The sequence below is a fragment of the Escherichia sp. MOD1-EC7011 genome (assembly GCF_002965005.1).
GTDB classification, from domain to species: domain Bacteria; phylum Pseudomonadota; class Gammaproteobacteria; order Enterobacterales; family Enterobacteriaceae; genus Escherichia; species Escherichia ruysiae.
The window spans coordinates 25,628-50,716 of the sequence record NZ_PTRD01000039.1; the positions used below are offsets into that span (position 1 = coordinate 25,628).

26 protein-coding genes, 3 tRNA genes and 1 riboswitch are annotated in these 25,089 nt (G+C 49.1%); of the genes, 11 read left to right on the forward strand and 18 right to left on the reverse strand.

Annotated features, from left to right (window positions below; translation table 11 throughout):
* Positions 1 to 5: 5 nt before the first annotated feature.
* Genes pduP through pduA form a run of 14 tightly spaced genes read right to left on the reverse strand, consistent with a single transcriptional unit; the run spans position 6 to position 10,707 of the window.
* On the reverse strand, positions 6 to 1,391 hold the full coding sequence (pduP, locus tag A7098_RS18735) for a CoA-acylating propionaldehyde dehydrogenase PduP (protein WP_105281262.1): 1,386 nt from the start codon (positions 1,389 to 1,391) through the stop codon (positions 6 to 8).
* On the reverse strand, positions 1,388 to 2,395 hold the full coding sequence (gene pduO, locus A7098_RS18740) for a two-domain cob(I)yrinic acid a,c-diamide adenosyltransferase PduO (RefSeq protein ID WP_105281263.1): 1,008 nt from the start codon (positions 2,393 to 2,395) through the stop codon (positions 1,388 to 1,390). The genes pduP and pduO overlap by 4 nt, the downstream gene beginning before the upstream one ends.
* 11 nt (positions 2,396 to 2,406) lie before the next feature.
* Positions 2,407 to 2,682 carry a EutN/CcmL family microcompartment protein gene (locus A7098_RS18745; protein ID WP_105281264.1) on the reverse strand — a complete coding sequence of 92 codons (276 nt, stop codon included), beginning with the start codon at positions 2,680 to 2,682 and terminating at the stop codon, positions 2,407 to 2,409.
* Positions 2,683 to 2,685: 3 nt separating this feature from the next.
* Complete coding sequence (gene pduM / locus A7098_RS18750; RefSeq protein WP_032225597.1) at positions 2,686 to 3,177, reverse strand: microcompartment protein PduM; 492 nt, start codon at positions 3,175 to 3,177, stop codon at positions 2,686 to 2,688.
* Positions 3,174 to 3,806, reverse strand: a complete 633-nt coding sequence (locus tag A7098_RS18755) for a phosphate propanoyltransferase (RefSeq protein ID WP_000361049.1) — start codon at positions 3,804 to 3,806, stop codon at positions 3,174 to 3,176. The genes pduM and A7098_RS18755 overlap by 4 nt, the downstream gene beginning before the upstream one ends.
* Before the next feature lie 2 nt (positions 3,807 to 3,808).
* Positions 3,809 to 4,231, reverse strand: a complete 423-nt coding sequence (locus A7098_RS18760) for a BMC domain-containing protein (RefSeq protein ID WP_105281265.1) — start codon at positions 4,229 to 4,231, stop codon at positions 3,809 to 3,811.
* Between the two features lie 23 nt (positions 4,232 to 4,254).
* Positions 4,255 to 4,530 carry a propanediol utilization microcompartment protein PduJ gene (pduJ, locus tag A7098_RS18765; protein WP_001057752.1) on the reverse strand — a complete coding sequence of 92 codons (276 nt, stop codon included), beginning with the start codon at positions 4,528 to 4,530 and terminating at the stop codon, positions 4,255 to 4,257.
* Between the two features lie 19 nt (positions 4,531 to 4,549).
* The gene (locus A7098_RS18770) at positions 4,550 to 4,900 is read right to left on the reverse strand and encodes a glycerol dehydratase reactivase beta/small subunit family protein (RefSeq protein ID WP_000444018.1); all 351 of its coding nucleotides are present in this window, start codon (positions 4,898 to 4,900) and stop codon (positions 4,550 to 4,552) included.
* Positions 4,890 to 6,722 (reverse strand): diol dehydratase reactivase subunit alpha, encoded by a 1,833-nt coding sequence (locus tag A7098_RS18775; protein ID WP_105281266.1) that lies wholly within the window; start codon positions 6,720 to 6,722, stop codon positions 4,890 to 4,892. Before A7098_RS18775 ends, A7098_RS18770 begins: the two co-directional genes overlap by 11 nt.
* A 9-nt stretch (positions 6,723 to 6,731) precedes the next feature.
* Positions 6,732 to 7,250, reverse strand: coding sequence for a propanediol dehydratase small subunit PduE (gene pduE, locus A7098_RS18780; protein ID WP_001090588.1), 519 nt, complete (start codon positions 7,248 to 7,250; stop codon positions 6,732 to 6,734).
* Positions 7,251 to 7,264: 14 nt separating this feature from the next.
* Positions 7,265 to 7,921, reverse strand: coding sequence for a propanediol/glycerol family dehydratase medium subunit (locus A7098_RS18785; protein ID WP_105281267.1), 657 nt, complete (start codon positions 7,919 to 7,921; stop codon positions 7,265 to 7,267).
* A gap of 9 nt (positions 7,922 to 7,930) precedes the next feature.
* The gene (pduC, locus tag A7098_RS18790) at positions 7,931 to 9,595 is read right to left on the reverse strand and encodes a propanediol dehydratase large subunit PduC (RefSeq protein WP_105281268.1); all 1,665 of its coding nucleotides are present in this window, start codon (positions 9,593 to 9,595) and stop codon (positions 7,931 to 7,933) included.
* A gap of 18 nt (positions 9,596 to 9,613) precedes the next feature.
* Positions 9,614 to 10,426, reverse strand: coding sequence for a propanediol utilization microcompartment protein PduB (pduB, locus tag A7098_RS18795; protein WP_000098932.1), 813 nt, complete (start codon positions 10,424 to 10,426; stop codon positions 9,614 to 9,616).
* Complete coding sequence (gene pduA / locus A7098_RS18800; protein ID WP_001183616.1) at positions 10,423 to 10,707, reverse strand: propanediol utilization microcompartment protein PduA; 285 nt, start codon at positions 10,705 to 10,707, stop codon at positions 10,423 to 10,425. Before pduA ends, pduB begins: the two co-directional genes overlap by 4 nt.
* A 510-nt stretch (positions 10,708 to 11,217) precedes the next feature.
* Here pduA and pduF point away from each other — a divergent pair.
* The 7 genes from pduF to ldtA all read left to right on the forward strand — a co-directional run bounded on the left by pduF (position 11,218) and on the right by ldtA (position 17,557).
* Positions 11,218 to 12,027: a propanediol diffusion facilitator PduF gene (gene pduF, locus A7098_RS18810; protein ID WP_105281269.1), complete on the forward strand. Its 810-nt coding sequence runs from the start codon at positions 11,218 to 11,220 to the stop codon at positions 12,025 to 12,027.
* Positions 12,028 to 12,229: 202 nt separating this feature from the next.
* Positions 12,230 to 13,144 (forward strand): regulatory protein PocR, encoded by a 915-nt coding sequence (pocR, locus tag A7098_RS18815; RefSeq protein ID WP_000622042.1) that lies wholly within the window; start codon positions 12,230 to 12,232, stop codon positions 13,142 to 13,144.
* An 88-nt stretch (positions 13,145 to 13,232) separates the two neighbouring features.
* Positions 13,233 to 13,408: riboswitch (cobalamin riboswitch) on the forward strand.
* 217 nt (positions 13,409 to 13,625) lie between these two features.
* Positions 13,626 to 14,060 carry a cobalamin biosynthesis protein gene (locus A7098_RS18820; RefSeq protein WP_105281270.1) on the forward strand — a complete coding sequence of 145 codons (435 nt, stop codon included), beginning with the start codon at positions 13,626 to 13,628 and terminating at the stop codon, positions 14,058 to 14,060.
* A gap of 123 nt (positions 14,061 to 14,183) precedes the next feature.
* On the forward strand, positions 14,184 to 14,729 hold the full coding sequence (gene cobU / locus A7098_RS18825; RefSeq protein WP_000973181.1) for a bifunctional adenosylcobinamide kinase/adenosylcobinamide-phosphate guanylyltransferase: 546 nt from the start codon (positions 14,184 to 14,186) through the stop codon (positions 14,727 to 14,729).
* Positions 14,726 to 15,469, forward strand: coding sequence for an adenosylcobinamide-GDP ribazoletransferase (gene cobS, locus A7098_RS18830; RefSeq protein WP_010347019.1), 744 nt, complete (start codon positions 14,726 to 14,728; stop codon positions 15,467 to 15,469). Before cobU ends, cobS begins: the two co-directional genes overlap by 4 nt.
* A gap of 11 nt (positions 15,470 to 15,480) precedes the next feature.
* The gene (cobT, locus tag A7098_RS18835) at positions 15,481 to 16,575 is read left to right on the forward strand and encodes a nicotinate-nucleotide--dimethylbenzimidazole phosphoribosyltransferase (RefSeq protein ID WP_105281271.1); all 1,095 of its coding nucleotides are present in this window, start codon (positions 15,481 to 15,483) and stop codon (positions 16,573 to 16,575) included.
* A 46-nt stretch (positions 16,576 to 16,621) separates the two neighbouring features.
* The gene (gene ldtA, locus A7098_RS18840) at positions 16,622 to 17,557 is read left to right on the forward strand and encodes a L,D-transpeptidase (protein ID WP_000986313.1); all 936 of its coding nucleotides are present in this window, start codon (positions 16,622 to 16,624) and stop codon (positions 17,555 to 17,557) included.
* 55 nt (positions 17,558 to 17,612) lie between these two features.
* On the opposite strand, the gene A7098_RS18845 is transcribed toward ldtA, so the two are convergent.
* Positions 17,613 to 17,688: transfer RNA gene (locus A7098_RS18845), tRNA-Asn, on the reverse strand.
* Between the two features lie 326 nt (positions 17,689 to 18,014).
* Between A7098_RS18845 and nac the strand changes: the two genes are divergently transcribed.
* Entirely contained in the window at positions 18,015 to 18,932 is a 918-nt protein-coding gene (gene nac, locus A7098_RS18850; RefSeq protein WP_105281276.1) for a nitrogen assimilation transcriptional regulator NAC, read from the forward strand.
* Positions 18,933 to 19,032: 100 nt separating this feature from the next.
* Positions 19,033 to 19,983, forward strand: coding sequence for an HTH-type transcriptional regulator Cbl (gene cbl / locus A7098_RS18855; RefSeq protein ID WP_105281272.1), 951 nt, complete (start codon positions 19,033 to 19,035; stop codon positions 19,981 to 19,983).
* Positions 19,984 to 20,019: 36 nt separating this feature from the next.
* Here cbl and A7098_RS18860 read toward each other — a convergent pair.
* Positions 20,020 to 20,095, reverse strand: a tRNA-Asn gene (locus A7098_RS18860).
* 160 nt (positions 20,096 to 20,255) lie between these two features.
* Here A7098_RS18860 and yeeO point away from each other — a divergent pair.
* Together yeeO and A7098_RS18870 are read left to right on the forward strand one after the other, a co-directional pair.
* Positions 20,256 to 21,743, forward strand: coding sequence for a toxic metabolite efflux MATE transporter YeeO (gene yeeO / locus A7098_RS18865; protein WP_105281273.1), 1,488 nt, complete (start codon positions 20,256 to 20,258; stop codon positions 21,741 to 21,743).
* Positions 21,744 to 21,843: 100 nt separating this feature from the next.
* Positions 21,844 to 21,919: transfer RNA gene (locus tag A7098_RS18870), tRNA-Asn, on the forward strand.
* A 91-nt stretch (positions 21,920 to 22,010) separates the two neighbouring features.
* On the opposite strand, the gene amn is transcribed toward A7098_RS18870, so the two are convergent.
* Complete coding sequence (amn, locus tag A7098_RS18875) at positions 22,011 to 23,465, reverse strand: AMP nucleosidase (RefSeq protein ID WP_001060235.1); 1,455 nt, start codon at positions 23,463 to 23,465, stop codon at positions 22,011 to 22,013.
* A 101-nt stretch (positions 23,466 to 23,566) separates the two neighbouring features.
* A complete protein-coding gene (shiA, locus tag A7098_RS18880; RefSeq protein ID WP_021550951.1) occupies positions 23,567 to 24,883 on the reverse strand; it encodes a shikimate transporter in 1,317 nt (438 codons plus the stop codon).
* Positions 24,884 to 25,089: the final 206 nt, after the last annotated feature.

Genomic DNA, 25,089 nt, shown 5'->3' on the forward strand with positions numbered 1-25,089 from the left:
TTTCTCTAGCGAATGGAAAAGCCACTGGTTAACACGCAGCGTCGTGAGCGGGCAAAAGTCCGTGCTGACGTTGTCCCTTCGCCAGTCGGTGTAGCAATGGTGAAGGTCGTAAAGCCTTCGCCGCCGACGCCAATACCCGCCCAGGAGGGGCCGTTTTTGACAAAGATTGAGGTTTGCATAACGCGCGCAGCAAGGTTGAGTCGTGAGACGTTCTGCGAGTGCATAATTGCCGTGTGGTGCAAACCGTCTTCGACTTTCAGCGCCAGGGTGAGGGCGCTGTCAAAATCGTTGACTTTTACAATGGGTAGCATCGGCATCAGTTGTTCACAGGTAACCCAGTTATCATCGGCGTCAACAACGGCAATCAGTAATCGTGGCATTTTCTGCGGTAGAGGAATTCCAGCCGCTTCCAGAAGATGGCATGGGCTTTTTCCGACCAGTTTTTTGTTGGCGACGCCGTCGGGCAGACAAACGGCGCGCAATTTTTCAGTTTGCTGATGGTTAAGAAGAAATGCGCCAAAACTTTGCATCTGTTGAATTAAATACTCTGCCACTGACGCTACGACAATCAGGCTTTTTTCAGCGATACATGGCAGGTTGTAATCGAAAGAAGCGCCGTTGATGATGTCTTCGGCGGCTTTCACAATATCCGCCGTTTCATCGACGATACACGGCGGGTTACCCGCACCGGCACCAATCACTTTCTTACCACTTTTCATTCCCATCGCGACGATACCCGGACCGCCGGTAATCGCCAGAACGCTGATTTTAGGGTGCGCCATCATCTGTTCGGTGGCTGTAAAGGTCGGTTCAGTTACGGTAACGATCAGGTTATGAATGCCACTACAGCGAAACGCGATGTCTTCGATTATGGCAATGAGTTTCAGCGATACGTTTTTGGCTCCTGGATGAGGACTGAAGTAGATGCTATTGCCTGCTGCCAACATGCTGATGCTGTTATTAATGACGGTTTCCGTAGGATTGGTACTCGGCGTGACCGAGCCAATAACACCAAACGGAGAGTATTCAAATAAAACCATGCCACCATCACCGGTTAGTGCCGTGGTGGTTAAATCTTCAATTCCTGGTGTGTTATCAAGTGCCGCTTTGTTTTTTAGATACTTATCTTCTTTATTTCCCATCCCCGTTTCGCTGGCGCTTTCTTCTGCCAGTTCGGTAAGGCGGGGCGTTAATTCTTCGCGAATGGCGCTGATAATGGCGCTGCGGGTTTTAAGCGGACACTGTTGAAAGCGCAAAAAGGCCTGGTGTGCAGCGCAGACGGCCTCATCGACAGTCTGGAAAATACCATTTCTTTGTATTTGTAAGGCGCTGGGCATCAGTTTTTCGCGCAGGATATTGCGGATAATCATTTCTAATTCAGTCGTATTCATTGGTTTGCTCCTGCATTAATTGCTGCCATTGCGGCTTGTGCAATATCCATATCTTGTTCAACGCTACCACCGCTGATGCCAAGTCCCCCAAGCAATATCCCGTCTCGCCAGAGAGGAAAACCACCACCAAAAGTGACGACTTTGCCTTGCATATGGCTTTCGAGCCCGTAAAGTGGCGCTCCGGGTTGTACGGCGTCAGCAAGTTTGTGTGTTGCCGTTTTCATCGCCACGGCGGTCCAGGCTTTTTTCGGTGCCAGCTCACTGCTGACCAGCAGTGCATCGGGCATCCGCCAGGTAACACTTTCTGTCCCGTTGGCATCAACAATGCTGATGACAACGGGAATATGTAGTTCATCCGCGCGTATTGCCGCACTACGAATGAGCTGGTGAAGATCCTGAAAAGTGAGCGGCATCGTGCGTTCCTTCAATGCTGGAGTGTGATTGGCTTCGTGATAACGTTTTGTGATTTCCCGAATCATCAGGTTTTGATGAACAACGTTGTCTTCCACGCGGGCGAGGGCATACAAGCAATCGGAAAGTCGGTTGATATAGTGCAACAAAACATGGCGGACGGTGGCTTCCGTTGTCAGTTCAACCAGAAGTCTTTCAGCCCGCCGGGCTACCGTGCGGGCGACATGCATACGGCTCGCGGCTTCACAACGACCAGGCAGTATGAAGCTGTGAACTGGAGGGACAGCGTTCATTGCGCTGTCGATCGCTTTTTCCAGCGCGGCAATTTCTTCTGTTCCGATGTAACGCTGCTGCGCTGACGGCTGTTCGCTTTCACTGGCGAGCTCGGCGCTAAACCAAAATATTTGTTGCTGAATAGCTTCCAGTAAGATGCGATGGCTTTCGATGGAGGTGGCGCAATAACACAGACTGAGTGTTGCGTTTAGCTCATCCAGCGTGCCATAGGTTTTGACACGTCGATGAGTTTTACTGACACGCTGTCCGGTAAATAGAGACGTACTTCCTGAATCACCTGTTCGGGTATAAACCGCCATCGTTAAAGTCCTTAGCGTGAAAGCGTATCGACAATGCCGACCACTGCCAGATCAATGGCTTCGTTGGAGCCGGAAAAAACATATCTGGCGCTGGAGCCGCTGCTGAGGAGTACCAGTTCACCAACGCCTGCGCCGACTGAATCAACGGCAACTTCGTCGCCGGTTAACGGTGTGAGAGGCAATTCGCCGTCGGCACTGACCCGGCGAACCAACAGCAGTTTTTTCCCGATCAGAGAAGGTGATTTTTGCGTGGATACCACCGCGCCGGTGACTCGAGCCAGATGCATGGGTTACTCCTGCCTGATTAACTGAATGTTTCGGGTAATTGCCGCTTCACGCGCAAGTGCGGTCACACAACATTTCCGCTGTAGTACCAGTATCCCCGCGCATAACGGTGCTACATCGGCATAACTTAAAAGTCGACCACGATGAAGGTGGATTGGTTGTCCTTGTTCGTCGCACCAGCTTAGCGGTAGACGGGCGAGAGTCTTCAATTCAATGGTGTTCAGTAAATGACGCTGCAACGATAATTGAAGGTGCATTCCCCATGCTAACGCCTCGTGAAGGTGGGTTACTGCTCCGCCTGACGTATCGTTCTCTGCAAGCTGTCGCAACAACGGCAGATCGACGTATCGAATTTGTAACGATGCATACTGATGAACTATCTTGTGAACGCTGGCTTCTCGCAGTTGCGAAACGGTCAGCGTGAGTGTTTTTTCCGCACGTTGTTTCAGGCGAAAAATCACTTCGTCAACAATGCGTTGCATCAGCACATGATTCATGGCAGCGCCACCAGCATGGCAAAAACGTCAGGATTATCAGCGCCTGCAGCGTTGGCTTCGTCGGTGTCAATATGCATTTCAAGACGCATATCCGGTGAGACGCGAACAGCCACGTTATCGAATATCAGTCGTCGCTCATCACCTTCAATGGCGACCGCCACTTTATCGCCATGCGTAACGCCATAAATCAGGGCATCAAGCGGAGACATATGGATATGCCGTTGCGCGACAATTACGCCAGAAGCGATTTCCAGTTCGGCAAACGGACTTATCAGCCGAATCCCCGGTGTGCCGCTGAGATCGCCTGACATGCGTAGCGGAGCGGTGATCCCCAACGTTCTGGCATCTGTCCGGGAAATTTCCACCTGGCTTGCGTTGCGTAGCGGTCCCAACAAGCGAACGTTGTGCAATTTGCCTTTTGGTCCCACCAGCGTAACAACTTGTTCAGCAGCGAATTGACCTGGTTGCAATAACGGTTTTTTCTCGCTGATCGGTTGTTCAGGAAAAAGGCGCACATAATCCGCAGTTGAAAGGTGAATATGACGACTGGAGACGCCCAGAGGGATAGGGCGCTCGCGCATCTCATCCAGAACCTGGCTCACTGTTTCTTGCAAGGTTTGTTTGTCCATTGTTACTCCTCTCGCTTATCGGAGTGGAGGCAAAGTGAACGTGGCTCACCTTTTTGCCGTTGACACGCCGGATCAAGACACAAATTACAACTGATACTCTCCGGGGTGACTGTGGCTGCTGGTGTTTCGCTAGCTTCAACCCTTACATTCAATGCTTCTGTTGTGCGGGACAGTATTCCCTCTCCCGGACGGGCAATTGCTTTGTGCGCGACAAAGCCATTTCGCTGCCCGGCGAAGCTGGCACCCGTCTCGATCGCTGCATTAACCGAGGCGACGTCACCGGTGATTTTAATGAGCGTCCAGCCTGAGCCATTGGTCTTCTCAAGACCAACCAGCGTGATGGACGCGGCTTTTGCCATAACATCCGCGCAACTGATGGCGAGTGCCAGACCACTGACTTCAAGTAATCCCAGTGATTGCTTCACGCTGTGCTCCTTAGCGAATTGGGTTATGCAGATTTTGGTAAAATGGCCTCAACATCGCTGTGCGGTCGTGGGATGACATGGCAGGATTTCACTTCGCCAACGGCGCTTGCGGCGGCGCTCCCCGCGTCAACGGCGGCTTTTACTGCGCCAACATCGCCGCGCACCATCACTGTGATCAGACCTGAACCAATCTTTTCATAGCCGACCAGTTGTACGTTGGCGGATTTAACCATGGCGTCTGCGGCTTCAATCGCGCCGACTAACCCTTTTGTTTCAACCAGTCCCAGTGCGTTATTCATACGGTGTTTCTCCTGTGGATTATGAGTGGTATTCCTTGAAGGGAATCCCTTTGACCAGCCGGGCTGCGTTATTGCCGGTGCTGCGCCGGGCATGGTTATCTTGTTGATGCATCAGCGTAAACAGTGGCTCTGATGCCGGTAAGTTTTTGTAATGCACAATCAGTTTTTCCTGGTCACAGGCTATGCCAACCAACAGGGGAGACTGACGAGCAGCCTGCCAGGCGCTATCGATGATTTCACCTGATGGAATGTGTTGAATGCGAAAGGGAATACCTTCCTCTTCAATGCCAAGAAGAACCTCATTCCATTTATTGATACAGTCACCGATTTCAGTGACGACAATGGTTGGTGCTCGCTCTTTACTTTCCATGAACCGACGCCTTGTGCCAGGAGATGAGTAGCCCGGTAGCCACCGCATTGCGCGGGCCTTCTCTACCACGGATATTCCCGCGCCCTGCGACCAGTCGATAATGTGCCAACGCATCGGTGACTAACTGCGGGACTTCGAAATCCAGTGAAGAGCCGCCCACCAGAACGACGAACGGAATGTTGCGAATATTTCCACCAGGACTCACCTGACGTAGTGCGCGCAGGGCGTTCGTTACGAAGACCCGCTCTTTTGCACTGCGACGAATGGTTCGCACTTTTTCCAGCGTTATATCACCGGGAATGGGCACCAGTTCGTCGGGTTTCACCACACAAACGCGGGCAAATACCTGAGGGGATAGTGGAGTAGGGAAGAACTGAACGCTGCCGTCTTCATGGCGTAAGTGGAACAGGCTTTCTACTTTTGCTAGTGGGTGTTTTTTGATCTCTTCTGCCAGATAGCGATCATTTAAGCTCAGTTCCCTGGCGATAATCATCGTCACCATGTCGCCCGCTCCCGCAAGGTGAGTGGCAATCATTTCTCCTTTTTGATTGATGATGGAGGCATCGGTAGAACCTGCGCCTAAGTCCAGAATTGCCAGGGGACGTGTAGTTCCTGGGGTAGTTAACGCTCCCTGAATGGCTGCCTCTGCTTCTGCGCCTCCGACCTGAACATCAACATGCAGTTTTTGCTTAATTTCACTGGCGATCATCGCCATTTGCAGACGGTCGGATTTCACCATTGACGCTATACCAACAGCCTGTTCCAGTGAAAATTCGCCTGCCAGACCACCGGTAACGCTGACGGGAACTGAGGTATCTATCGCCAATAAATCCTGAATAAAAATTTCGTTGCTGGGTTTATTGGTCAGCTCCGCCATGGTCTGGCGAACATTTTCCAGCATCCCGCCGATGTTGGTGCCCGGTTCGCCCGTCACATTTTCCAGTTTTGGGCATTCACCGACTGCTTTCATTATTGCATCGGCACCAGCGGCAACATCAACCCGAGTTGTGCGCCCGGCAGAAAGAAACTCGATATTTCCGGCGGGTATCGAACGGGCTTTAACGTCGCCAGAAGGCGTTTTCACGACCACAGCTGAACGGTTGCCGATTAGCGCCCGTGCGACAGGAACGATATTTTTAGTCTCTTCAGCATTGAGGGCGAAAACGGTGGCAATCCCATATGGGTTAGAAAGGGTTTCGATAACTTTCCCGGGAACAGCGACTTCAATAGCAGCTAACATGCCGAGCGGAATACGATCGATGTAGAGGACTTCATCAACAATGGGTAAAGGGTTTTCCAGTCGGTTACTGACCAGCACGCCATCGTCGCGTTGCAGAATAACGCCTGTCAGCTGATATCCGGCACGCACGGAGGCATTTATCATGGTTGCGATATCGGCAAAATCAAAAGCCGATGACACGACCAGAATGTACGGTGTGTCCGCCGGGCGTGTTAACAACTCTTGCGGAGTGATGGTGAGTCCTACACCCAGCCCCACTCCGCCTGGAGTTTTCGGGTTGTGACCGATCATGGTTGATTCAGTGATAATGGTTTCCGTAATGGTTTCCATCGCCACATCGCCAATGACCGGGGTTGCTTCGTTGATACGAATAAGCGAAATATCGCTAACATTGATGCCGACTTTTTTCGTTGCCTGCGCGAGTGCCTCCTGAATGCCATGTACGTTACGCAACGTACCTTTGATTCCGGTGGTTTCTGCCAGGGCGCTGCTCACGAACGACAATTCGCCAGACGCACTGAGTGTTGCCAGCGCAACCTCTGTGGATGAGTTGCCGATATCAATGCCTGCTATATATCGCATAGTTCGCCCTTAATCGTCGCCTTTCAGTTTTTTACGCTCGACATAGAGTTCCGCAGCTTCACGGACAAAAGCGGCACAAATTCTGGCCTGATAACAACGCTCAAGATCGTCGGCAATGGCAATGAGTTCTTGCTTAGTCGAACGATAAGGGCGTAACGCATTGTAGATTTCGAGGATGCGATCATCCGGCACTGAGGTAAGCTCGGCGGCGCGTTCAAAATTCATCGCCAGGCGATCGCGTCCAGCATCTCTGGCAATTGCGGCCTGAATGCGCAACGTTTCCGGGGTTATGCGCATGTCCTGGGCGGTGACTTTATCGCTGAGTACATTTTCCAGGGTGAAATCGTCGAGCGTTTTATTCGTCGCCGTTTTGACCCATTCTGGATGTTTATTTGCCAGCGGGTAATCACTCACTTTTGCGTTCAGTGTTGATGAGTGGGATGGCGCAGAGACAGGAGCTGTATCCTGGAGACTGTTCATTCGGTTCAACACGTCCCTGACCATCGACTCAATTGCATCGGTATTCATGAAGGTTTCCTTTGTTAAAACGTCACGCGCAGTTCTTGCGGTTTTTTGCCAGTGACCACGTACTTAGTCTCTTTGATATGTAAGATGGCGGACTTGGCCTGGTATTTCGGCCGCGCCATTTGATCGTTGAGGGTCGGAACAGGTTGTGGAGACTTGCGCTTCGCATAACGCGCGGCGTTTTTGCCAATCTGGCGATAAGTTTCCAGCGTCAGCAAAGGTGCTTGTGGAAAAAGTTCCAGGTTAGACAAGGGAGGAAGACCTTGCTGGTGGATAACTGTGGTGCCTTTTGACTGAATACCAATAGCAATGCCGGAACCGCTGAGACGATCGCCTTCAACCGCCACGAAGGCAACATCAGACGATTTAAAGCAGCGAATCACACGGGCTTTAACACCTTCTTCTTCGATACCGGCAATCACTTCGCGCAATATGTTTTTATGCGGAATACCGATGATATTGACGGTTTGCGCCAGGCCAAACGCCGGGCCTACAGCGATAATAACTTCATCTTGCTGAGTGCCTTGTTGGGCTTCGCCAATTTCGGTCAGAAAACTTTCGCTATCCGGTGCGGAAGAGACCGGTGCGCGAAATGAAACGGACTTATCGCTGGTTTGCATTTCTGCCAGCACGTCTTCGATTATCTGACGTAGTAATTTTTCGTTAATTTCCATTTCTCACCCTTAGTCAATATCGTTGGGATCAAGTGCACCGGGAATATTTTTGATCTCTTCCCAGCGTTCCCCTTGCAGGCGATAACCTGTAGCCGGTCCGGCGTAATCATTGACGTCATTGACCGCAGAGCGCACTTGTCCGTCATCGACGATAATGGCGGAGGTATGGAGATAGTCGCCGGTCAGTTTTGCTTTTTGCAAGTTGAGCATGTCCTGGGCGACATCGGTAAAACCGGCTTGCGCCAGGGCTTTCACCACTTCCAGGCTGTTACGGTTTTTATTGATAATTTCCTGGGCGAACTTGATGTCTTCCACGATGTTGCGCTCTGGCATATCTTTCGAACCGTGGGCATAGGTTGCCGCTTCGACCTCTTCATCGGTGATAGGGGGTAATCCCATACCGGCAAAAACAGCCTGTAAAGCGCGTGCGGCTTTATTGCGGATAGCGATAACATCTTCTTCGCGCACTGGTCGCAGGCCACCATCAACCTTGAGGTCACGTTGAATGACGTTGTAATCATCGAAGTCTTCGGCATCTTCGTTTGAACCAGCAAACATGTTGTCGTAGTTCGGCACAGCGGAAAAACCGGAAGAGATAAAGTCGGTGCCTGGCAGAAACTGCATCAGAAAACGTGCGGTACGGCGCATATCTGAGTGGGTAAAGGTCTGGTCATTACTGGAGGCGCATTCCAGATCCAGTGATGAACAAATTAAGTTTTCCGCCAGCACTGCGCGGATGCCTGACGGCACTGCCGATGGAACGCCGATGCAGCTTACGGAACCGTTCTGTAGACCCTGAACACCTGCGGCTTTGGTGATGTAAATGCAACGAGCCTCAAGGTAAAGCATTGATTTACCTTCCGCATAGCCCATCTGCACTTCAGAGCCGGAGCCGGAAGTAAAGCGCATTTTTAAGCCGCGAGAAGCATAAGATGACGCGAGAAATCCTTTTGACCACGGTGTATCGTCGCCGTCGGTGAAAACAGGTTCCGTGCCGTAGACAGAAATCGTTTCGGCGTAGCAGGTATGGCCTAACATACCGAGTTTCAGTTCGGTGGCTTCCTCCAGTGAACACTGGGTCAACACGCCCGGGCGTCCTACCTGTGAACCGACCAGAAGAGCGATGGCGTTGAACGGTGCATAGCGAGCAACGGCAACGGTGGTTTCCTGTTCGTCAAATCCGCGCCATGCGCCTTCAGCCGCGTCGGCAGCAATTTGTACCGGATTGTCTTTGATGTTGGTGACGTGAGCCTGTTGCGATGGTGTTCGACGAGCGCGCATTTTCTGCATCGCCATCATCATCTCTACCACGTTCATCTGTGAAACCACTTCGACGATTTTGGCGGGCGTCATCGCAGTGGTCAAGGGAACAATATCGCTACGTTTGACATTTGGATCGCACAACATATTGGCAAGTTTAACCGAATCCATTGCGATGACTTCTTCGGCGCGCGCGAGATTGATACCGTAGCGGGCGATAAAATGGTCGATCAGGTCAAACTGGCTGGCAGGTTTCCCATCCAGTTCGGTGACGACGCCGTTAACAATTTTGATTGACGGTTTAGGATCGTTCGGGCTTTCCATCGCAATGAAGCCTTCTTCAATCCACTCTTTAACGAAACCGTCCTGGTTGACCGGGCGTTTTGCCAGTGCTTCAAATCTTTTCGATCTCATGAATCTGCCTCAGGGAATTCAGATGTAGGAAGGGCGATCGTTTTTCGGTGTATCGCCGAGAGTCGAAAGTACGGTTTTACCGATTTCGCGTGCGGAGATGACCGCCTGACGGACTGCGCCGGAGTCTCCTGAGATAATCAGGATGACCTCATTGCTAAAGCTGGTGCCATGAGCCGGGGAGCTGTATGCCACGACATCCACATTGGCGGACTTCAGGGCGGTATCGGCCATCAGAACACCCACAGCGGCAGGAGCGCCGACAATAACGCCGCAAGCGCGACCCAGTGGTGCGCCAAACGCTTTTTCCAGTGCATAGCTGGCGCGGGCGGTATATTGCAGTTCCAGATGTCCGGCTTCGTTGGCATAGACATCACCAAAGGTTCTGTCGAGTTCTTTTAGAGCAACTTCAATACCGCGTTTCACGTCGGAAACATCGTTGCCACCTAAAAGGATTAACGAGCCGTGTCCGGCACCGCCTTTAGTATCGCGAGGAAGTTCAATGCTAATAACTTCGGTGTTGGTGGCTTTTACGGCTTCATCAGCGGCCATAATGTGTGGCCCTGCACCAATACGTGCGCCCAGAATGCCAATGGAGCGATAGCGTTTTTCAAGTTTCATCGCGTCCAATAGGGCGCTATCAACGTTTGCAATGACCAGACCTACAGTGTCGCCAATAGCGGTGCCAACAAATTCCGTTAACGTGCAGCTTTTTTCTGCCATAGCCGTCTCTCGTGTTTGATGATTGGTTTCCGGGAGAACCTCATGCTTCGGTGTCGCTACGCGTGCGATGACCTGCGCCATGATCTGTTCGACCAGTTCACTGCTGCTCATGGGTTAATTCCCTTTGGTAAGATTTTTTCGACATCGGTATGTGGGCGGGGGATAACGTGTACGGCTTTCACTTCGCCGACATTACGCGCAGCGACGGCACCTGCATCTGTTGCCGCTTTAACCGCCCCGACATCACCACGAACGATGACGGTCACCAGCCCGGAACCAATTTTTTCGTAGCCGACCAGCAATACATTTGCCGACTTCACCATGGCGTCTGCGGCCTCTATGGCGGCAGTTAATCCTTTGGTTTCTACCATTCCTAACGCTTCTTGTTGCATAAAGACCTCGCCTGGATTTTTTGACGATATGACTATAAAAAAAAGCGAGGAAAAAGAATGGCTGACTTAATCGCTAATGAGAAAAATTAATAGAGGGCAAATATTATAAAATTGCTTTCAGAGATTATATGTTATTCATTTATTGGTTGTTTTTGACGTGGTTTAATGTGAATTAATTGCATTGGGGACGGTGTTTTAATTTGAAATAATACTTCGTCGAGTTTGGTTTTCTGAAATTAACTGTGATATTTGTTTAAATTTTATTATGCAGGCATGGCAATTTTTTATTGTATCAGATTGGCGATATATATAACGCCAATAGTGATGATTGCTGTAGTGAATGCTATAGCAATGACAATAATTTGCTATAGCAACACTATTTTTCCACGAATCTGACATGCATGTTGGCAATATTTTTTCCCGCGCAATTTTTATAGTTGCGTTCGATATACACAACAATCAGCGCATTGTTGGCTGATAAAGAAAAAACTCTGTGAAAAAGGTGTCAGTATGAATGATTCACTCAAGGCGCAATGCGTTGCCGAGTTTTTGGGCACCGGACTGTTCCTCTTTTTTGGCATTGGTTGTTTGTGTGCCCTAAAACTTGCCGGTGCAAGCCTGGGACTGTGGGAAATTTGTATTATTTGGGGGTTAGGTATTTCACTTGCTGTTTACCTTACGGCAGGCATTTCCGGTGCTCATCTTAACCCGGCGGTTACTATTGCTTTGTGGTTGTTTGCCGCTTTTCCTGGTCGTAAAGTGCTGCCATTTTGTGTGGCGCAATTAGCGGGAGCCTTTGGTGGCGCAGTTCTGGCATATTTTTTATACAGCAATTTGTTTGCCGATTTTGAATCTGCTCACAATATGGTTCGTGGTAGTGCAGAAAGTTTACAACTCGCCAGTATCTTCAGTACTTACCCGGCAGCAGCGATAAATGTATGGCAGGCTGCCTTGGTTGAAGTGGTCATAACGTCCATGTTAATGGGGTTGATTATGGCGTTGACCGATGACGGCAATGGCGTACCCAAAGGGCCGCTTGCGCCTTTACTTATTGGTATTCTGGTTGCTGTTATTGGTGCTTCTACCGGATCATTAACCGGTTTTGCCATGAATCCAGCGCGTGATTTTGGACCAAAAATTTTCACCTGGCTTGCTGGTTGGGGAGAAATTGCGATGACTGGCGGACGTAATATTCCTTATTTCATTGTACCCATTATTGCTCCGGTCATTGGAGCCTGTGCTGGCGCGGCGATTTATCGCTTTCTTATTGCACAAAATTTACCTGTCAATAGTGTTACGCCTAAAGAGAACAGCGAATAGTGAAATAGCCTGGCAGTTATAAACGTTTATTTTTTTAGTGTTTGTGATCTGCTTTCCGAACTTATTAAAAAGTCTCCCGCTTCATGGAGGCTTTTGTTATTGTCCGTTTTGCTTCTCGTCAGTAAATCATTAAGGATGATGTGAAGATTAAATGTAAAACAATTGTTTTACCATAACAATAAATTAACTGGGAGGTTTTATCATGATTTCTGCGGCGACACTTAATTCAGAACTCATTAATAAAATCGCACAGGATTTTGCGCAGGCGACTAGTCTTGCGGTTGTCGTGGTCAATATCCACGGTGATGAAATCTCCGAGCTGTTTAACTTCACTCCATTTTGTCAGATGATGCGCCAACACCCTCAGCTTAGCACTCGCTGTCGCATGAGCGATCGTTGTGGTGGTCTGGAAGCCTCTAAATCAGATCAGCCTTGTATTTACCGCTGTCATGCAGGGTTAACTGATTTCTCTATTCCTCTGGTGATTGCCGGGCATTTAGTCGGCTTTGTGTTGTGTGGACAAGTTCGCCTGCGTAATGATGATGTTGATTTGATCAATATTCTGAATGTCGATGATTGTTGGCAAGCCGACCCAGAACTACTTAATGAATTTCGCAAAGTTCCTGAGATGGATTACTCGAGAGTTATGGCCTCTGCTGATTTATTGAAGTTGATTGTGGAAAATTGCCTCAAAAAGCAACTCAATTTTGTCGTTATTAAAGAGAATAAACCTCATTCGGGTTCAGTTCGTCAGACCCGTGCGCCTAATCCCCATGATAATAAAATGAAAAAAGCATTGCGCTATATCGATGCACATTTGTCAGACGATTTGCGTCTGGAAGATGTTGCCTCGCATGTTTATCTAAGTCCTTATTATTTCAGTAAGTTGTTTAAGAAATATCATGGGATTGGTTTTAATGCGTGGGTAAACCAACAACGAATGGCCAGCGCGCGTGAGCTGCTGTGCCATAGTGACTGGAGTATCGCCAGTATCGCGCGTAATTTAGGCTTCTCACAAACCAGTTATTTCTGCAAAGTTTTTCGCCAGACGTATCAGGTGACTCCGCAGGTATATCGTCAGCAAATTAGTGAAAATGTAGCAGCGGAAACAGCATAAAATTAATGTGGAAAATGAGGGATGATTAAATAGACGCTGGCAATATTAATTAACGTTATTTACGTGTTATGGGATAAGTGAGATCAGCTCATAACATACGCTGACAGGTTCGGCACATTTGTGCCTGGGAAGAGGGTGAAAATCCCTCGCAGCCCCCGCTGCTGTAATGCTGACAACCCCGAAAATACCACTGATCGCGAGATTGGGAAGGCCGGGGAAGGATGATGCGAAGCCAGAAGACCAGCCTGTCAGTCAATACCAACAACTTCGGTGGGAAGTGGGTTGTCCGGAAGCGCCCGGTTGAGTATTGGCGCGTCTTTATACCCCTACCACCCTGAGAGGATCAGGGTATGGCGGCATCATTTAGTTCCTTCATTGTAGTGCCGACAGGCACCTGGGCTGCTCTCAATGCGCGGCAATCGTTTTTCATGGTATATCAGCCTGACCGTCATTACAGGAAACGAAGCGGAGGACGGGGGATATGAAAACGATAAAACCCGAATCGATAGCCCTTTTTTGCCTCTCCTCTGGCGATATTAATCTGGCGAAATATCTGGCTGAAATGTTGCCAATGACCTGTTTTGTTGGTGAGGACTGGCAGCAAGGTTTCTTGCCTTTTAAAGGTGGGGCTGTTCAATCGTTATCAGACGCGTATACCGATTATTCAGTGCTGTTATTGATTGCTGAAAACAGGGTCTCCATACCAGAAAATTTCTCTCATCCTGATGGCGCGACGGTAATCGTAATCACACGGCATAATGCCCGTTTGCTGGCTGGTTCGGCTGGTGGTGCAGTAGCATTAATCCATTATCTGAATGAAATATGTCAACGCAGTGAAAATATTGCCAATGACACATTCTGCCAGAAGTTTACACAGGGAAATCGGACTATTTCACAACACCGCCTTCGTTCGTAATGGATTGAGAACGCTGGATTTTTATTTTCATTACGCGCAGTATTAATTGCGGAAATGTTATTACGATCAGCAACGATGGTTCTGGTCAATGAATACCATCATACAATTGAACCAGGAGTCCGTATGATGATTTTGGTGACAGGTGGTGCACGGAGCGGGAAGAGTCGGCACGCCGAGGCGCTTATTGGGGATACTCCACAGGTTCTGTATATCGCCACTTCGCAAATCCTTGATGATGAGATGGCGGCACGGATTGAGCATCATCGGCAGGGGCGTCCGGCGCATTGGCACACGGTGGAACGCTGGCAGCAGCTTGATGAGTTAATTAATGCAGACATTAATCCGCAGAACGCTGTGTTGCTGGAATGCATTACGACAATGGTGACTAATCTGTTGTTTGATTATGGCGGCGATAAAGATCCTGAAGGATGGGATTATGTGGCGATGGAGCAAGCGATAAATGGCGAGATTCAGTTGTTGATTGCTGCCTGTCAACGTTGCCCTGCAAAGGTCGTATTAGTGACCAATGAAGTGGGAATGGGTATTGTGCCGGAGAATCGTCTGGCGCGACATTTTCGTGATATTGCCGGGCGAGTGAATCAGCAACTGGCCGCTGCGGCAGATGAAGTATGGCTGGTGGTTTCGGGTATTGGAGTAAAAATCAAATGAGTAAATTATTTTGGGCGATGCTCTCTTTCATTACGCGTCTGCCTGTACCGCGTCGTTGGTCCCAGGGGCTGGATTTCGAACATTATTCTCGCGGTATCATTACTTTTCCCTTAATTGGGTTATTGCTTGGTGCGATTAGTGGGCTGGTCTTCATGGTGTTGCAGGTATGGTGTGGTGTACCCCTGGCGGCACTATTTAGCGTGCTGGTTCTGGCGCTGATGACAGGGGGATTCCACCTGGACGGTCTGGCAGATACCTGTGATGGTGTATTTTCTGCACGTAGCCGAGATCGTATGTTGGAAATCATGCGTGATAGCCGTTTAGGCACCCACGGCGGTCTGGCATTGATTTTTGTTGTGCTGGGAAAGATTTTGATTTTGAGCGAACTGGCTCTGCGTGGTGAGCCTATCCTGGCATCGCTGGCTGCAGCATGTGCTGTCAGCCGTGGTACTGCCGCATTATTGATGTATCGTCATCGTTATGCCCGGGAAGAAGGGCTTGGCAATGTGTTCATTGGCAAAATTGATGGGCGACAAACCTGCGTCACACTAGGCTTAGCCGTAATTTTTGCTGCTGTATTACTGCCTGGTATGCATGGTGTGGCTGCTATGGTGGTGACGATGGTGGCAATTTTCGTCCTCGGTCAGCTTTTCAAACGTACACTGGGCGGGCAAACCGGCGATACGCTGGGAGCTGCCATAGAGCTTGGTGAGCTGGTCTTTCTGCTGGCGCTGCTATAAAGAGACGCAACATGCAAACACTTGCCGATTTACTGAATACGATCCCGGCCATCGATCATGCTGCTATGTCGCGCGCACAACGGCATATTGACGGGTTACTCAAACCCGTCGGTAGTCTGGGGAGGCTGGAGGCGCTTGCCGTACAACTGGCAGGAATGCCGGGGCTGAATGGTGTTCCTCATGTGGGTAAAAAAGCGGTAGTGGTTATGTGTGCCGATCACGGCGTCTGGGATGAAGGTGTCGCTATTTCCCCGAAAGCGGTGACAGCCATTCAGGCTGAAAATATGACACGCGGAACAACCGGCGTGTGTGTCCTGGCAGCACAGGCGGGGGCTAAAGTTCATGTAATTGATGTAGGGATAGATACTGCGGAGCCAATACCCGGACTTATCAACATGCGTGTCGCTCGAGGTAGCGGCAATATAGCTTCAGGTCCTGCAATGAGCCGCTGTCAGGTTGAAGAGTTGCTTCTGGAAGTCATTCGTTATACGCGTGAACTGGCGAAAAATGGCGTCACGTTGTTTGGCGTGGGTGAGCTGGGAATGGCAAACACGACGCCGGCTGCGGCGATAGTCAGCACAATTACTGGACGCGATCCCGAAGAAGTGGTTGGTATTGGCGCAAATCTGCCGACAGATAAACTGGCAAACAAAGTTGATGTTGTTCGTCGGGCAATTACGTTGAATCAACCGAATCCGCTGGATGGTGTTGATGTACTGGCAAAAGTTGGTGGATTTGATTTGGTCGGAATGGCTGGCGTGATCTCAGGAGCCGCTTCCTGTGGTTTACCCGTGTTGCTGGATGGCTTTCTTTCTTATGCCGCCGCGCTTGCTGCGTGCCAGATGTCACCTGCAATCAAACCGTATCTTATTCCTTCCCATTTGTCGGCAGAAAAAGGGGCGCGTATTGCGTTGGCACATTTGGAGCTGGAGCCGTATATCAATATGGAAATGCGTTTAGGTGAGGGGAGTGGTGCGGCGCTGGCGATACCCATCATCGAAGCTGCTTGCGCGATATACAACAACATGGGCGAACTTGCTGCCAGCAACATTATTCTACCGGGGAATACAACTTCTGAATTGAGCAGTAAAAAACGAAAAGTCTGATAAAAGCTATACTTATCGGATGGCTTTCGCGACTTAGGAAAGGGATATGATGCGTCGTGTAAATATTCTTTGTTCATTTGCTCTGCTTTTTGCCAGTCATAATAGCCTGGCGGTAACTTATCCATTACCCCCAGAGGGGAGTCGTTTAGTGGGGCAGCAACTTACAGTAACGGTTCCCGATCACAATACCCAGCCGCTGGAAACTTTTGCCGCGCAGTACGGACAAGGGCTGAGTAATATGCTGGAAGCGAATCCGGGGGCTGATGTTTTCTTGCCGAAGTCTGGTTCGCAGCTCACCATTCCGCAGCAACTGATTTTACCCGCCACTGTGCGAAAAGGGATTGTGGTTAATGTCGCCGAGATGCGTCTGTATTACTACCCACCAGACAGTAATACTGTGGAAGTGTTTCCTATTGGTATTGGTCAGGCTGGACGAGAAACCCCGCGTAATTGGGTGACAGCCGTTGAGCGTAAACAAGAAGCACCAACCTGGACGCCAACCCCTAACACTCGTCGTGAATATGCAAAGCGTGGGGAGAGTCTGCCTGCATTTGTCCCAGCCGGACCCGATAATCCTATGGGGTTGTACGCTATTTATATCGGCAGGTTATATGCCATTCACGGTACTAATGCCAATTTTGGGATTGGCCTACGGGTAAGTCAGGGTTGTATTCGTCTGCGCAATGACGATATCAAATATCTGTTTGATAATGTTCCGGTAGGGACGCGCGTGCAACTTATTGATCAGCCAGTGAAATACACAACGGAGCCGGATGGTTCAAAGTGGCTGGAAGTTCATGAGCCGCTGTCGCGCAATCGTGCAGAATATGAGTCCGACCGAAAAGTGCCATTGCCGGTGACGCCTTCCTTGCGGGCGTTTATCAACGGGCAAGAAGTTGATGTGAATCGCGCGAATGCTGCGTTGCAACGTCGATCGGGAATGCCAGTACAAATTAACTCTGGCTCAAAGCAGATGTTTTAAAATAGCTGTTGTATAAAAAGCAAAAAGCCTGCTCTAAAGCAGGCTTTTTTGAATTTGGCTCCTCTGACTGGACTCGAACCAGTGACATACGGATTAACAGTCCGCCGTTCTACCGACTGAACTACAGAGGAATCGTGAGAACGGGGCGCATATTAATGGCAGTACATGGCGATGTCAAAGGGGGAAATGCATTTTTTTGTTCGTTTGCTGCCAATTTCAACAAAATGATGAACTTTCAATCTTTTTAATCATGTTCCATCGTGGTGCATGACATCCTTTCATGGGGCAGGGAATGCTTCTCCTGGCTTAAAGCGCCAATGACGAAACAATCATAATCTCTTATTTGACGGGCGATTAGCTTTCGTATCAACGCCAAAACGAAACTGGCAAGTATCTTGCAATCTGGTTGTTAGTAATGTCGGCACTCGGGCTGACGCTTAAAAAAACCGGAGGCACCATGAACTTTAGACGCTTGAAATACTTCGTCAAAATTGTAGATATTGGTAGCCTGACTCAGGCTGCGGAAGTATTGCATATAGCACAGCCTGCGCTCAGTCAGCAGGTTGCCACGCTGGAAGGTGAGCTAAATCAGCAACTTTTGATTCGCACAAAACGTGGCGTTACGCCGACAGACGCCGGAAAAATTCTCTATACCCATGCGCGGGCAATTTTACGTCAGTGTGAACAGGCCCAACTGGCGGTGCATAATGTAGGTCAGACATTGTCAGGTCAAGTCTCGATTGGCTTTGCGCCAGGAACCGCAGCGTCATCTATCACCATGCCTTTATTACAGGCGGTACGCACTGAATTTCCGGAGGTCGTTATCTATCTCCATGAAAATAGCGGTGCTGTGCTTAACGAAAAACTTATAAACAACCAGCTTGATATGGCGGTGGTTTATGAGCATTCCCCTGTGTCTGGTGTATCCAGTCAGACTTTGTTAAAAGAGGATCTGTATCTTGTCGGAACTCAGGATTGCCCAGGGCAAAGCGTTGATGTTAATGCGATAGCGCAAATGAACCTCTTCCTTCCCAGCGATTACAGTGTAGTAAGACTTCGTGTTGATGAAGCTTTTTCCCTGCGCCGGCTTACAGCGAAAGTCATCGGTGAAATTGAGTCTATCGCTACGCTTACCGCTGCGATTGCCAGCGGTATGGGCGTTGCAGTATTACCTGAATCGGCCGCACGTTCGTTATGTGCCGCAGTTAACGGTTGGATGTCACGTATTACCACGCCTTCAATGAATCTCTCGTTGTCATTAAACTTACCCACCAGATCAGTTTTATCGCCACAGGCGCAGGCAGTTAAAGAGCTATTATTGTCAGTGATTAGTTCTCCAGCCATGGAAAAAAGACAATGGCAATTGGTGAGCTAAACGTTATACCTGGATGGAATAAGATGCGGGTTTTTATTATTTGTTATGCCGGGCATTAGACTCTAACAATAATGGATGTTTGATATGCCCGGAGTTTACCGTGAATTTCCAACAACTAAAGATAATCCGCGAAGCTGCCCGTCAGGATTACAATCTGACAGAGGTCGCGAATATGCTCTTTACCTCACAGTCAGGTGTCAGCCGTCATATTCGAGAGCTGGAGGATGAACTTGGTATCGAAATATTCGTTCGTCGTGGCAAGCGGCTGCTTGGCATGACTGAACCGGGCAAAGCATTACTGGTCATTGCAGAACGTATTCTGAATGAAGCCAGTAATGTTCGACGGCTTGCAGACCTGTTTACCAACGACACATCTGGCGTACTCACTATTGCAACGACGCATACTCAGGCTCGTTACAGCTTGCCTGGGGTCATTAAAGCCTTTCGCGAACTTTTCCCCGAAGTGCGACTCGAGCTTATCCAGGGGACGCCGCAGGAAATTGCGACTCTGCTACAAAACGGCGGAGCTGATATTGGTATAGCCAGTGAGCGTTTGAGTAATGATCCCCAACTCGTCGCTTTCCCGTGGTTTCGTTGGCACCATAGTTTGCTCGTTCCTGTCGATCATCCCTTAACACAAATTACGCCATTGACGCTGGAATCAATAGCGAAGTGGCCGTTGATCACTTACCGACAGGGAATTACGGGGCGCTCACGTATTGATGACGCCTTTGTCCGCAAAGGTTTGCTGGCAGATATTGTATTAAGTGCGCAGGATTCTGATGTCATCAAAACCTATGTCGCCCTCGGTTTGGGGATAGGATTAGTTGCCGAACAATCCAGCGGTGAGCAAGAGGAAGAGAATTTAATTCGTCTGGATACGCGGCATCTTTTCGATGCCAGTACCGTCTGGTTGGGACTGAAACGAGGACAACTACAGCGTAACTACGTCTGGCGTTTTCTGGAATTGTGCAATGCTGGATTGTCGGTTGAGGATATTAAGCGGCAGGTGATGGAAAATAGTGAAGAGGAAATTGATTATCAGATATAGCAAAAAGCCCGCTATCAAAGCGGGCTTTTCATAATTTGGCTCCTCTGACTGGACTCGAACCAGTGACATACGGATTAACAGTCCGCCGTTCTACCGACTGAACTACAGAGGAATCGCTGTTGAGGCACATCTTAACGGCGAAAAATCATTTGTCAAACCTGTTTTTTAAATTCATCAACCGTTTGCCGTTTCTATCAACAGTTTGTTGCATTTGCAGACAATTTGTCGGCGAAAATCTTTGCAGCTTTTCTGATTCTCCCTCATTATTTGAAATGTGGTTTCACTTTCTGCAATTAAGGTCGGCTTTGAATATCCTCTCAGCTTTACGCCAGGTTGTTCGCCACACTCGCTGGCACTCAAAACGTAAGAGTTACAACGTGTTGTTCTGGCGCGAGATAACTCCGCTTGCTGTTCCTATCTTTATGGAGAATGCCTGTGTCCTGTTGATGGGCGTGCTGAGCACTTTTCTGGTCAGTTGGCTGGGAAAAGATGCAATGGCGGGCGTTGGGTTGGCGGACAGCTTCAACATGGTCATTATGGCCTTTTTCGCAGCTATCGATCTTGGTACTACTGTCGTTGTGGCATTTAGTCTCGGTAAACGTGATCGACGGCGAGCCAGAGTAGCAACACGGCAATCATTGGTGATCATGACGTTATTTGCCGTGCTGTTGGCAATTTTCATTCATCATTTTGGCGAACAAATTATCGATTTTGTTGCAGGTGATGCCACGACAGAGGTTAAAGCACTGGCGTTGACTTATCTGGAACTGACGGTGCTCAGTTATCCAGCCGCTGCCATCACCTTGATTGGCAGTGGGGCACTTCGTGGCGCCGGGAATACGAAAATACCGCTACTTATAAATGGTAGCATGAATATTTTTAATATTATTATTAGCGGTATATTGATTTACGGGCTTTTCTCCTGGCAGGGGCTGGGGTTTGTTGGCGCAGGGCTAGGATTAACTATTTCCCGTTATATTGGCGCAATTGCAATTTTGTGGGTACTGGCGATTGGCTTTAATCCTGCACTACGAATCTCGTTAAAAAGCTATTTTAAGCCATTGAATTTCAGCATTATCTGGGAAGTTATGGGGATTGGTATTCCCGCGAGCGTTGAATCAGTATTGTTTACCAGTGGTCGGTTATTAACACAAATGTTTGTTGCTGGTATGGGAACCAGCGTTATTGCCGGAAATTTTATCGCTTTTTCGATTGCGGCTCTTATCAATTTACCAGGGAGTGCGCTCGGTTCTGCTTCTACAATAATTACTGGTCGAAGGCTGGGAGTAGGGCAGAGAGCGCAAGCAGAAATACAGTTGAGGCATGTTTTCTGGTTGTCCACCCTTGGGTTAACGGCGATAGCCTGGTTAACGGCTCCCTTTGCCGGGGTTATGGCGTCATTTTATACCCAAGATCCCCAGGTTAAACACGTGGTTGTGATTCTTATTTGGCTAAATGCTTTGTTTATGCCTATTTGGTCGGCCTCATGGGTATTACCTGCGGGTTTTAAAGGTGCTCGTGATGCCCGCTACGCTATGTGGGTATCTATGTTGAGTATGTGGGGATGCCGAGTGGTAGTAGGTTATGCGCTGGGAATTATGCTTGGCTGGGGCGTGGTTGGCGTTTGGATGGGGATGTTTGCTGACTGGGCCGTGCGTGCTGCGTTGTTTTACTGGCGGATGGTGACCGGGCGCTGGCTATGGAAATATCCTCGCCCTGAACATGAAAAGTGTGAAAAAAAGGCAGTTGTGTCGGAATAAACGACAAAACGCAGAATATTTCAGCAAACGATTTCAAAATTAAAAAACAGGCTTTGACAATGTAGATGGGCATCGTTAATATTCGCCCCGTTCTCACGATTCCTCTGTAGTTCAGTCGGTAGAACGGCGGACTGTTAATCCGTATGTCACTGGTTCGAGTCCAGTCAGAGGAGCCAAATTATGAAAAGCCCGCTTTTATAGCGGGCTTTTTGCTTTTTACTTATAAAATCCTTCACATCTTTTCTTGATGCAAAGGATCTTCGCTCATTATCGGAACGGCGGCTCATTAAAGGTGCGCAGTTTACGGGAATGCAGTCGATCGCCTTCCGCGCGCAGTAAATCAATTGCCCGGATGCCAATCTGCAAGTGTTCGGAAATCGCACCTTCATAAAAACGGTTAGCCTGGCCGGGAAGTTTAATCTCACCATGCAATGGCTTATCTGAAACACACAGTAGCGTCCCGTATGGCACGCGGAAACGGTATCCTTGTGCTGCAATGGTTGCACTTTCCATATCAATCGCTACGGCCCGACTTAAGTTAAAACGAAGTGCAGAAGCCGAGTAACGCAATTCCCAGTTCCTGTCATCAGTAGTTACCACAGTGCCAGTACGTAGCCGCTGTTTAACTTCCTCACCCGGCCTGCCGCTGACGAGTTTGGTGGCGTCATAAAGCGCGCGTTGCACTTCAGCAATGCTGGGAATAGGGATATCGGGCGGTAAAACTGCATCAAGAACGTGGTCATCGCGTAAATAAGCATGTGCAAGTACATAATCACCAATGGACTGGCTTTCACGTAATCCACCGCAGTGACCAATCATCAGCCAGACATCCGGGCGTAGCACCGCCAGATGATCGCAGATGGTTTTAGCATTTGATGGCCCCACACCAATATTTACCAGAGTAATACCCTGGCCATCGGCAGTGATTAAATGCCATGCTGGCATCTGGTGTTTTTTCCATGCGAGATCAGAAATCGCTTCTTCAGGTGCTTCTGTTTCGGCGGTGATCCATATCCCTCCAGCACAGGAAAGAGCAATGTAGGGACTATCAGGATCGAGGATCTGGCTGCACCCCCAACGAACGAATTCATCCACATAACGTGTGTAGTTGGTAAACAAAACGAACGGCTGAAAATGTTCGACTGGCGTGCCGGTATAATGGCGTAACCGCGCGAGGGAAAAATCGACCCGGCGCGCATCAAAATGCGATAGCGGAGAAAATTCCGTTGGATGATAAATGCCGTCTGCAGTTTCATCGCCAATTTGCGCCAGTTCTGTTGTCGGGAAGTAACGAGTTAGCCCGGCGCTCATCGAACGATCAAGTGTCAGTTCAGAGCCATCGATGACATAGGGATAGGGGATTTCATGCTGCGAGGGTTGCACGGAGATGTGCGCACCATAATCTTGATACAGTAACGTTAGTTGTTCATTGAGATACGAACGAAAGAGAGCAGGGCGGGTAATAGTGGTGGTATAGCTGCCAGCGTGAGTAAAACGTCCAAATGCGCGTGTTTTGGGAGGATTTGTGGCGCAGCCATCCCAGGTCACGGTCAATGATGGATAGACAAAAAGACCTTGTTTGCGGGCGTTTTCATCAGGTAATTCGCCACTTTTAATATAGTTGCCAATGGCATTGCGTAAAGCGACTACAGATTGCTCATACAGCGCGTCAAGTTTATCCAGTGCCTGAGCTGGGGTCAGACCGGAGCCCTTATTATTCATGTGTGTCTCCTGTTCCATACAATTACCGCACATCCGATAGTATGTCACAGGAATGTGAAACAAAAGTGTAAGGCGAAGATCGAATGATCTTCGCCAGGCCATCAGATGCGTTGATTGTCTTTCATCAACAAAGCGGTCATTGCGGAAATCAGGCATCCAGCCAGCAAATAAATGGCGACGCTATGCCAGTCCCCGGAAAAATAAGTAATGAGGGCGGCGGCAATAAAAGGGGTAAATCCTCCACCTACCACACTGGCAACTTGATATCCTACCCCAGCGCCGCTGTAGCGATAACTGGCACCAAACATCTCTGTGAACATCGGTTGTTGCACACAAACCACCATGTCATGCGCAATATTCGCCAGCATAATGGAGAAGAAGACTATCCAGAAAATGGATTGAGCCTCGAGCGCCATGAAGAAAGGAAACGCGCTTAAGGTTCCGATAACTGCGCCAGTGATATAAACCCTGCGGCGACCAAAACGATCGGCAAGCCAGGCAAAACAGGGAATTGTCAGGCAGCTTAACCCTCCCACCAGCAAACCAATATTCAGGAATAATTCGCGTGGCAGCCCCATATTCTGGGTTGAGTAGTTAAGCGCAAAGGCGGTAACGATATACATCGTCAGCAACTCGCACAGTCGCAGCGCAATAATCTTCAGAAAAGCCCCTGGATGTAGTAACAGTGCCTGGATAACAGGGATTCGCTTTTTCACTGCCGCTTGATTATGTTGCTGTTGCTCAAATTCAGCGGATTCCTCCATACCATTACGCACCCACAATGCCCCCAACACCAGTACGGTGCTAAACAGGAAAGGAATGCGCCAGCCCCAGCTCAAAAACTGCTCGTCAGTCGTCATCATACTAATCAGAGAAACCAGTCCAGTTGAAAGCAGTAACCCTACACCGTAGCCAACTTGTACACCGCTACTGTAAAAGGCTTTTTTATTTTTCGGCGCGCTTTCAACGGACAGCAATGCTGCGCCTCCCCATTCTCCGCCGACGGCAAATCCCTGAATAGCACGCAGCGTCACCAGTAAAATCGGTGCCCACCAGCCAATAGTCGAGAATGAAGGAAGAATACCAATCAATGCTGTTGCGATCCCCATCATCCAGACAGTCAGCATCAACATGCGCTTACGCCCCAGGCGGTCGCCAAAATGGCCGAAAATGACACCTCCAAGTGGACGGAAAAGGAATCCGACGCCAAAAGTGGCAAATGCTGCGAGAGTTCCCATTGCCGGGCTCACTTGTGGGAAAAACTCTCGATTAAATACCAGTGCTGCAGTAATGCCATAGAGTAAAAAATCGTACCAGTCGACGACGGCACCGGCAAAACTGCCTAATGCAGCTCGTCGGGCGCGACTTAACGAAAGCGTTCCTTCATCGGGACGCGTGGAGATGAGCGTGGAGTCCATAGTGTTCCTGTCTGTACTGTCTTTTTATAATTAGTATGGAAAAAGGTCACTCACATTGCCGTCAATCTATAAACGAACCTTATGAGACTACCGCGACAGAGAGCATCTGCAAATATTTTTATACCTGAAAATGAGCATGGAGGGCGGATAGGGTCTACTGTAATGTGCTGGAAACGAACAAAATTGTGGATTCAGGTGCGTATTAG

Coding starts and splice junctions, on each gene's coding strand:
- pduP (WP_105281262.1), bottom strand. CDS start 1,391: ATGAATACGACTGAATTAGAAATGATTATCCGCAATATCCTGCGCGAA.
- pduO (WP_105281263.1), bottom strand. CDS start 2,395: ATGGCGGTTTATACCCGAACAGGTGATTCAGGAAGTACGTCTCTATTT.
- A7098_RS18745 (WP_105281264.1), bottom strand. CDS start 2,682: ATGCATCTGGCTCGAGTCACCGGCGCGGTGGTATCCACGCAAAAATCA.
- pduM (WP_032225597.1), bottom strand. CDS start 3,177: ATGAATCATGTGCTGATGCAACGCATTGTTGACGAAGTGATTTTTCGC.
- A7098_RS18755 (WP_000361049.1), bottom strand. CDS start 3,806: ATGGACAAACAAACCTTGCAAGAAACAGTGAGCCAGGTTCTGGATGAG.
- pduJ (WP_001057752.1), bottom strand. CDS start 4,530: ATGAATAACGCACTGGGACTGGTTGAAACAAAAGGGTTAGTCGGCGCG.
- A7098_RS18770 (WP_000444018.1), bottom strand. CDS start 4,900: ATGGAAAGTAAAGAGCGAGCACCAACCATTGTCGTCACTGAAATCGGT.
- A7098_RS18775 (WP_105281266.1), bottom strand. CDS start 6,722: ATGCGATATATAGCAGGCATTGATATCGGCAACTCATCCACAGAGGTT.
- pduE (WP_001090588.1), bottom strand. CDS start 7,250: ATGAATACCGATGCAATTGAGTCGATGGTCAGGGACGTGTTGAACCGA.
- A7098_RS18785 (WP_105281267.1), bottom strand. CDS start 7,921: ATGGAAATTAACGAAAAATTACTACGTCAGATAATCGAAGACGTGCTG.
- pduC (WP_105281268.1), bottom strand. CDS start 9,595: ATGAGATCGAAAAGATTTGAAGCACTGGCAAAACGCCCGGTCAACCAG.
- pduB (WP_000098932.1), bottom strand. CDS start 10,426: ATGAGCAGCAGTGAACTGGTCGAACAGATCATGGCGCAGGTCATCGCA.
- pduA (WP_001183616.1), bottom strand. CDS start 10,707: ATGCAACAAGAAGCGTTAGGAATGGTAGAAACCAAAGGATTAACTGCC.
- pduF (WP_105281269.1), top strand. CDS start 11,218: ATGAATGATTCACTCAAGGCGCAATGCGTTGCCGAGTTTTTGGGCACC.
- pocR (WP_000622042.1), top strand. CDS start 12,230: ATGATTTCTGCGGCGACACTTAATTCAGAACTCATTAATAAAATCGCA.
- A7098_RS18820 (WP_105281270.1), top strand. CDS start 13,626: ATGAAAACGATAAAACCCGAATCGATAGCCCTTTTTTGCCTCTCCTCT.
- cobU (WP_000973181.1), top strand. CDS start 14,184: ATGATGATTTTGGTGACAGGTGGTGCACGGAGCGGGAAGAGTCGGCAC.
- cobS (WP_010347019.1), top strand. CDS start 14,726: ATGAGTAAATTATTTTGGGCGATGCTCTCTTTCATTACGCGTCTGCCT.
- cobT (WP_105281271.1), top strand. CDS start 15,481: ATGCAAACACTTGCCGATTTACTGAATACGATCCCGGCCATCGATCAT.
- ldtA (WP_000986313.1), top strand. CDS start 16,622: ATGATGCGTCGTGTAAATATTCTTTGTTCATTTGCTCTGCTTTTTGCC.
- nac (WP_105281276.1), top strand. CDS start 18,015: ATGAACTTTAGACGCTTGAAATACTTCGTCAAAATTGTAGATATTGGT.
- yeeO (WP_105281273.1), top strand. CDS start 20,256: ATGTGGTTTCACTTTCTGCAATTAAGGTCGGCTTTGAATATCCTCTCA.
- amn (WP_001060235.1), bottom strand. CDS start 23,465: ATGAATAATAAGGGCTCCGGTCTGACCCCAGCTCAGGCACTGGATAAA.
- shiA (WP_021550951.1), bottom strand. CDS start 24,883: ATGGACTCCACGCTCATCTCCACGCGTCCCGATGAAGGAACGCTTTCG.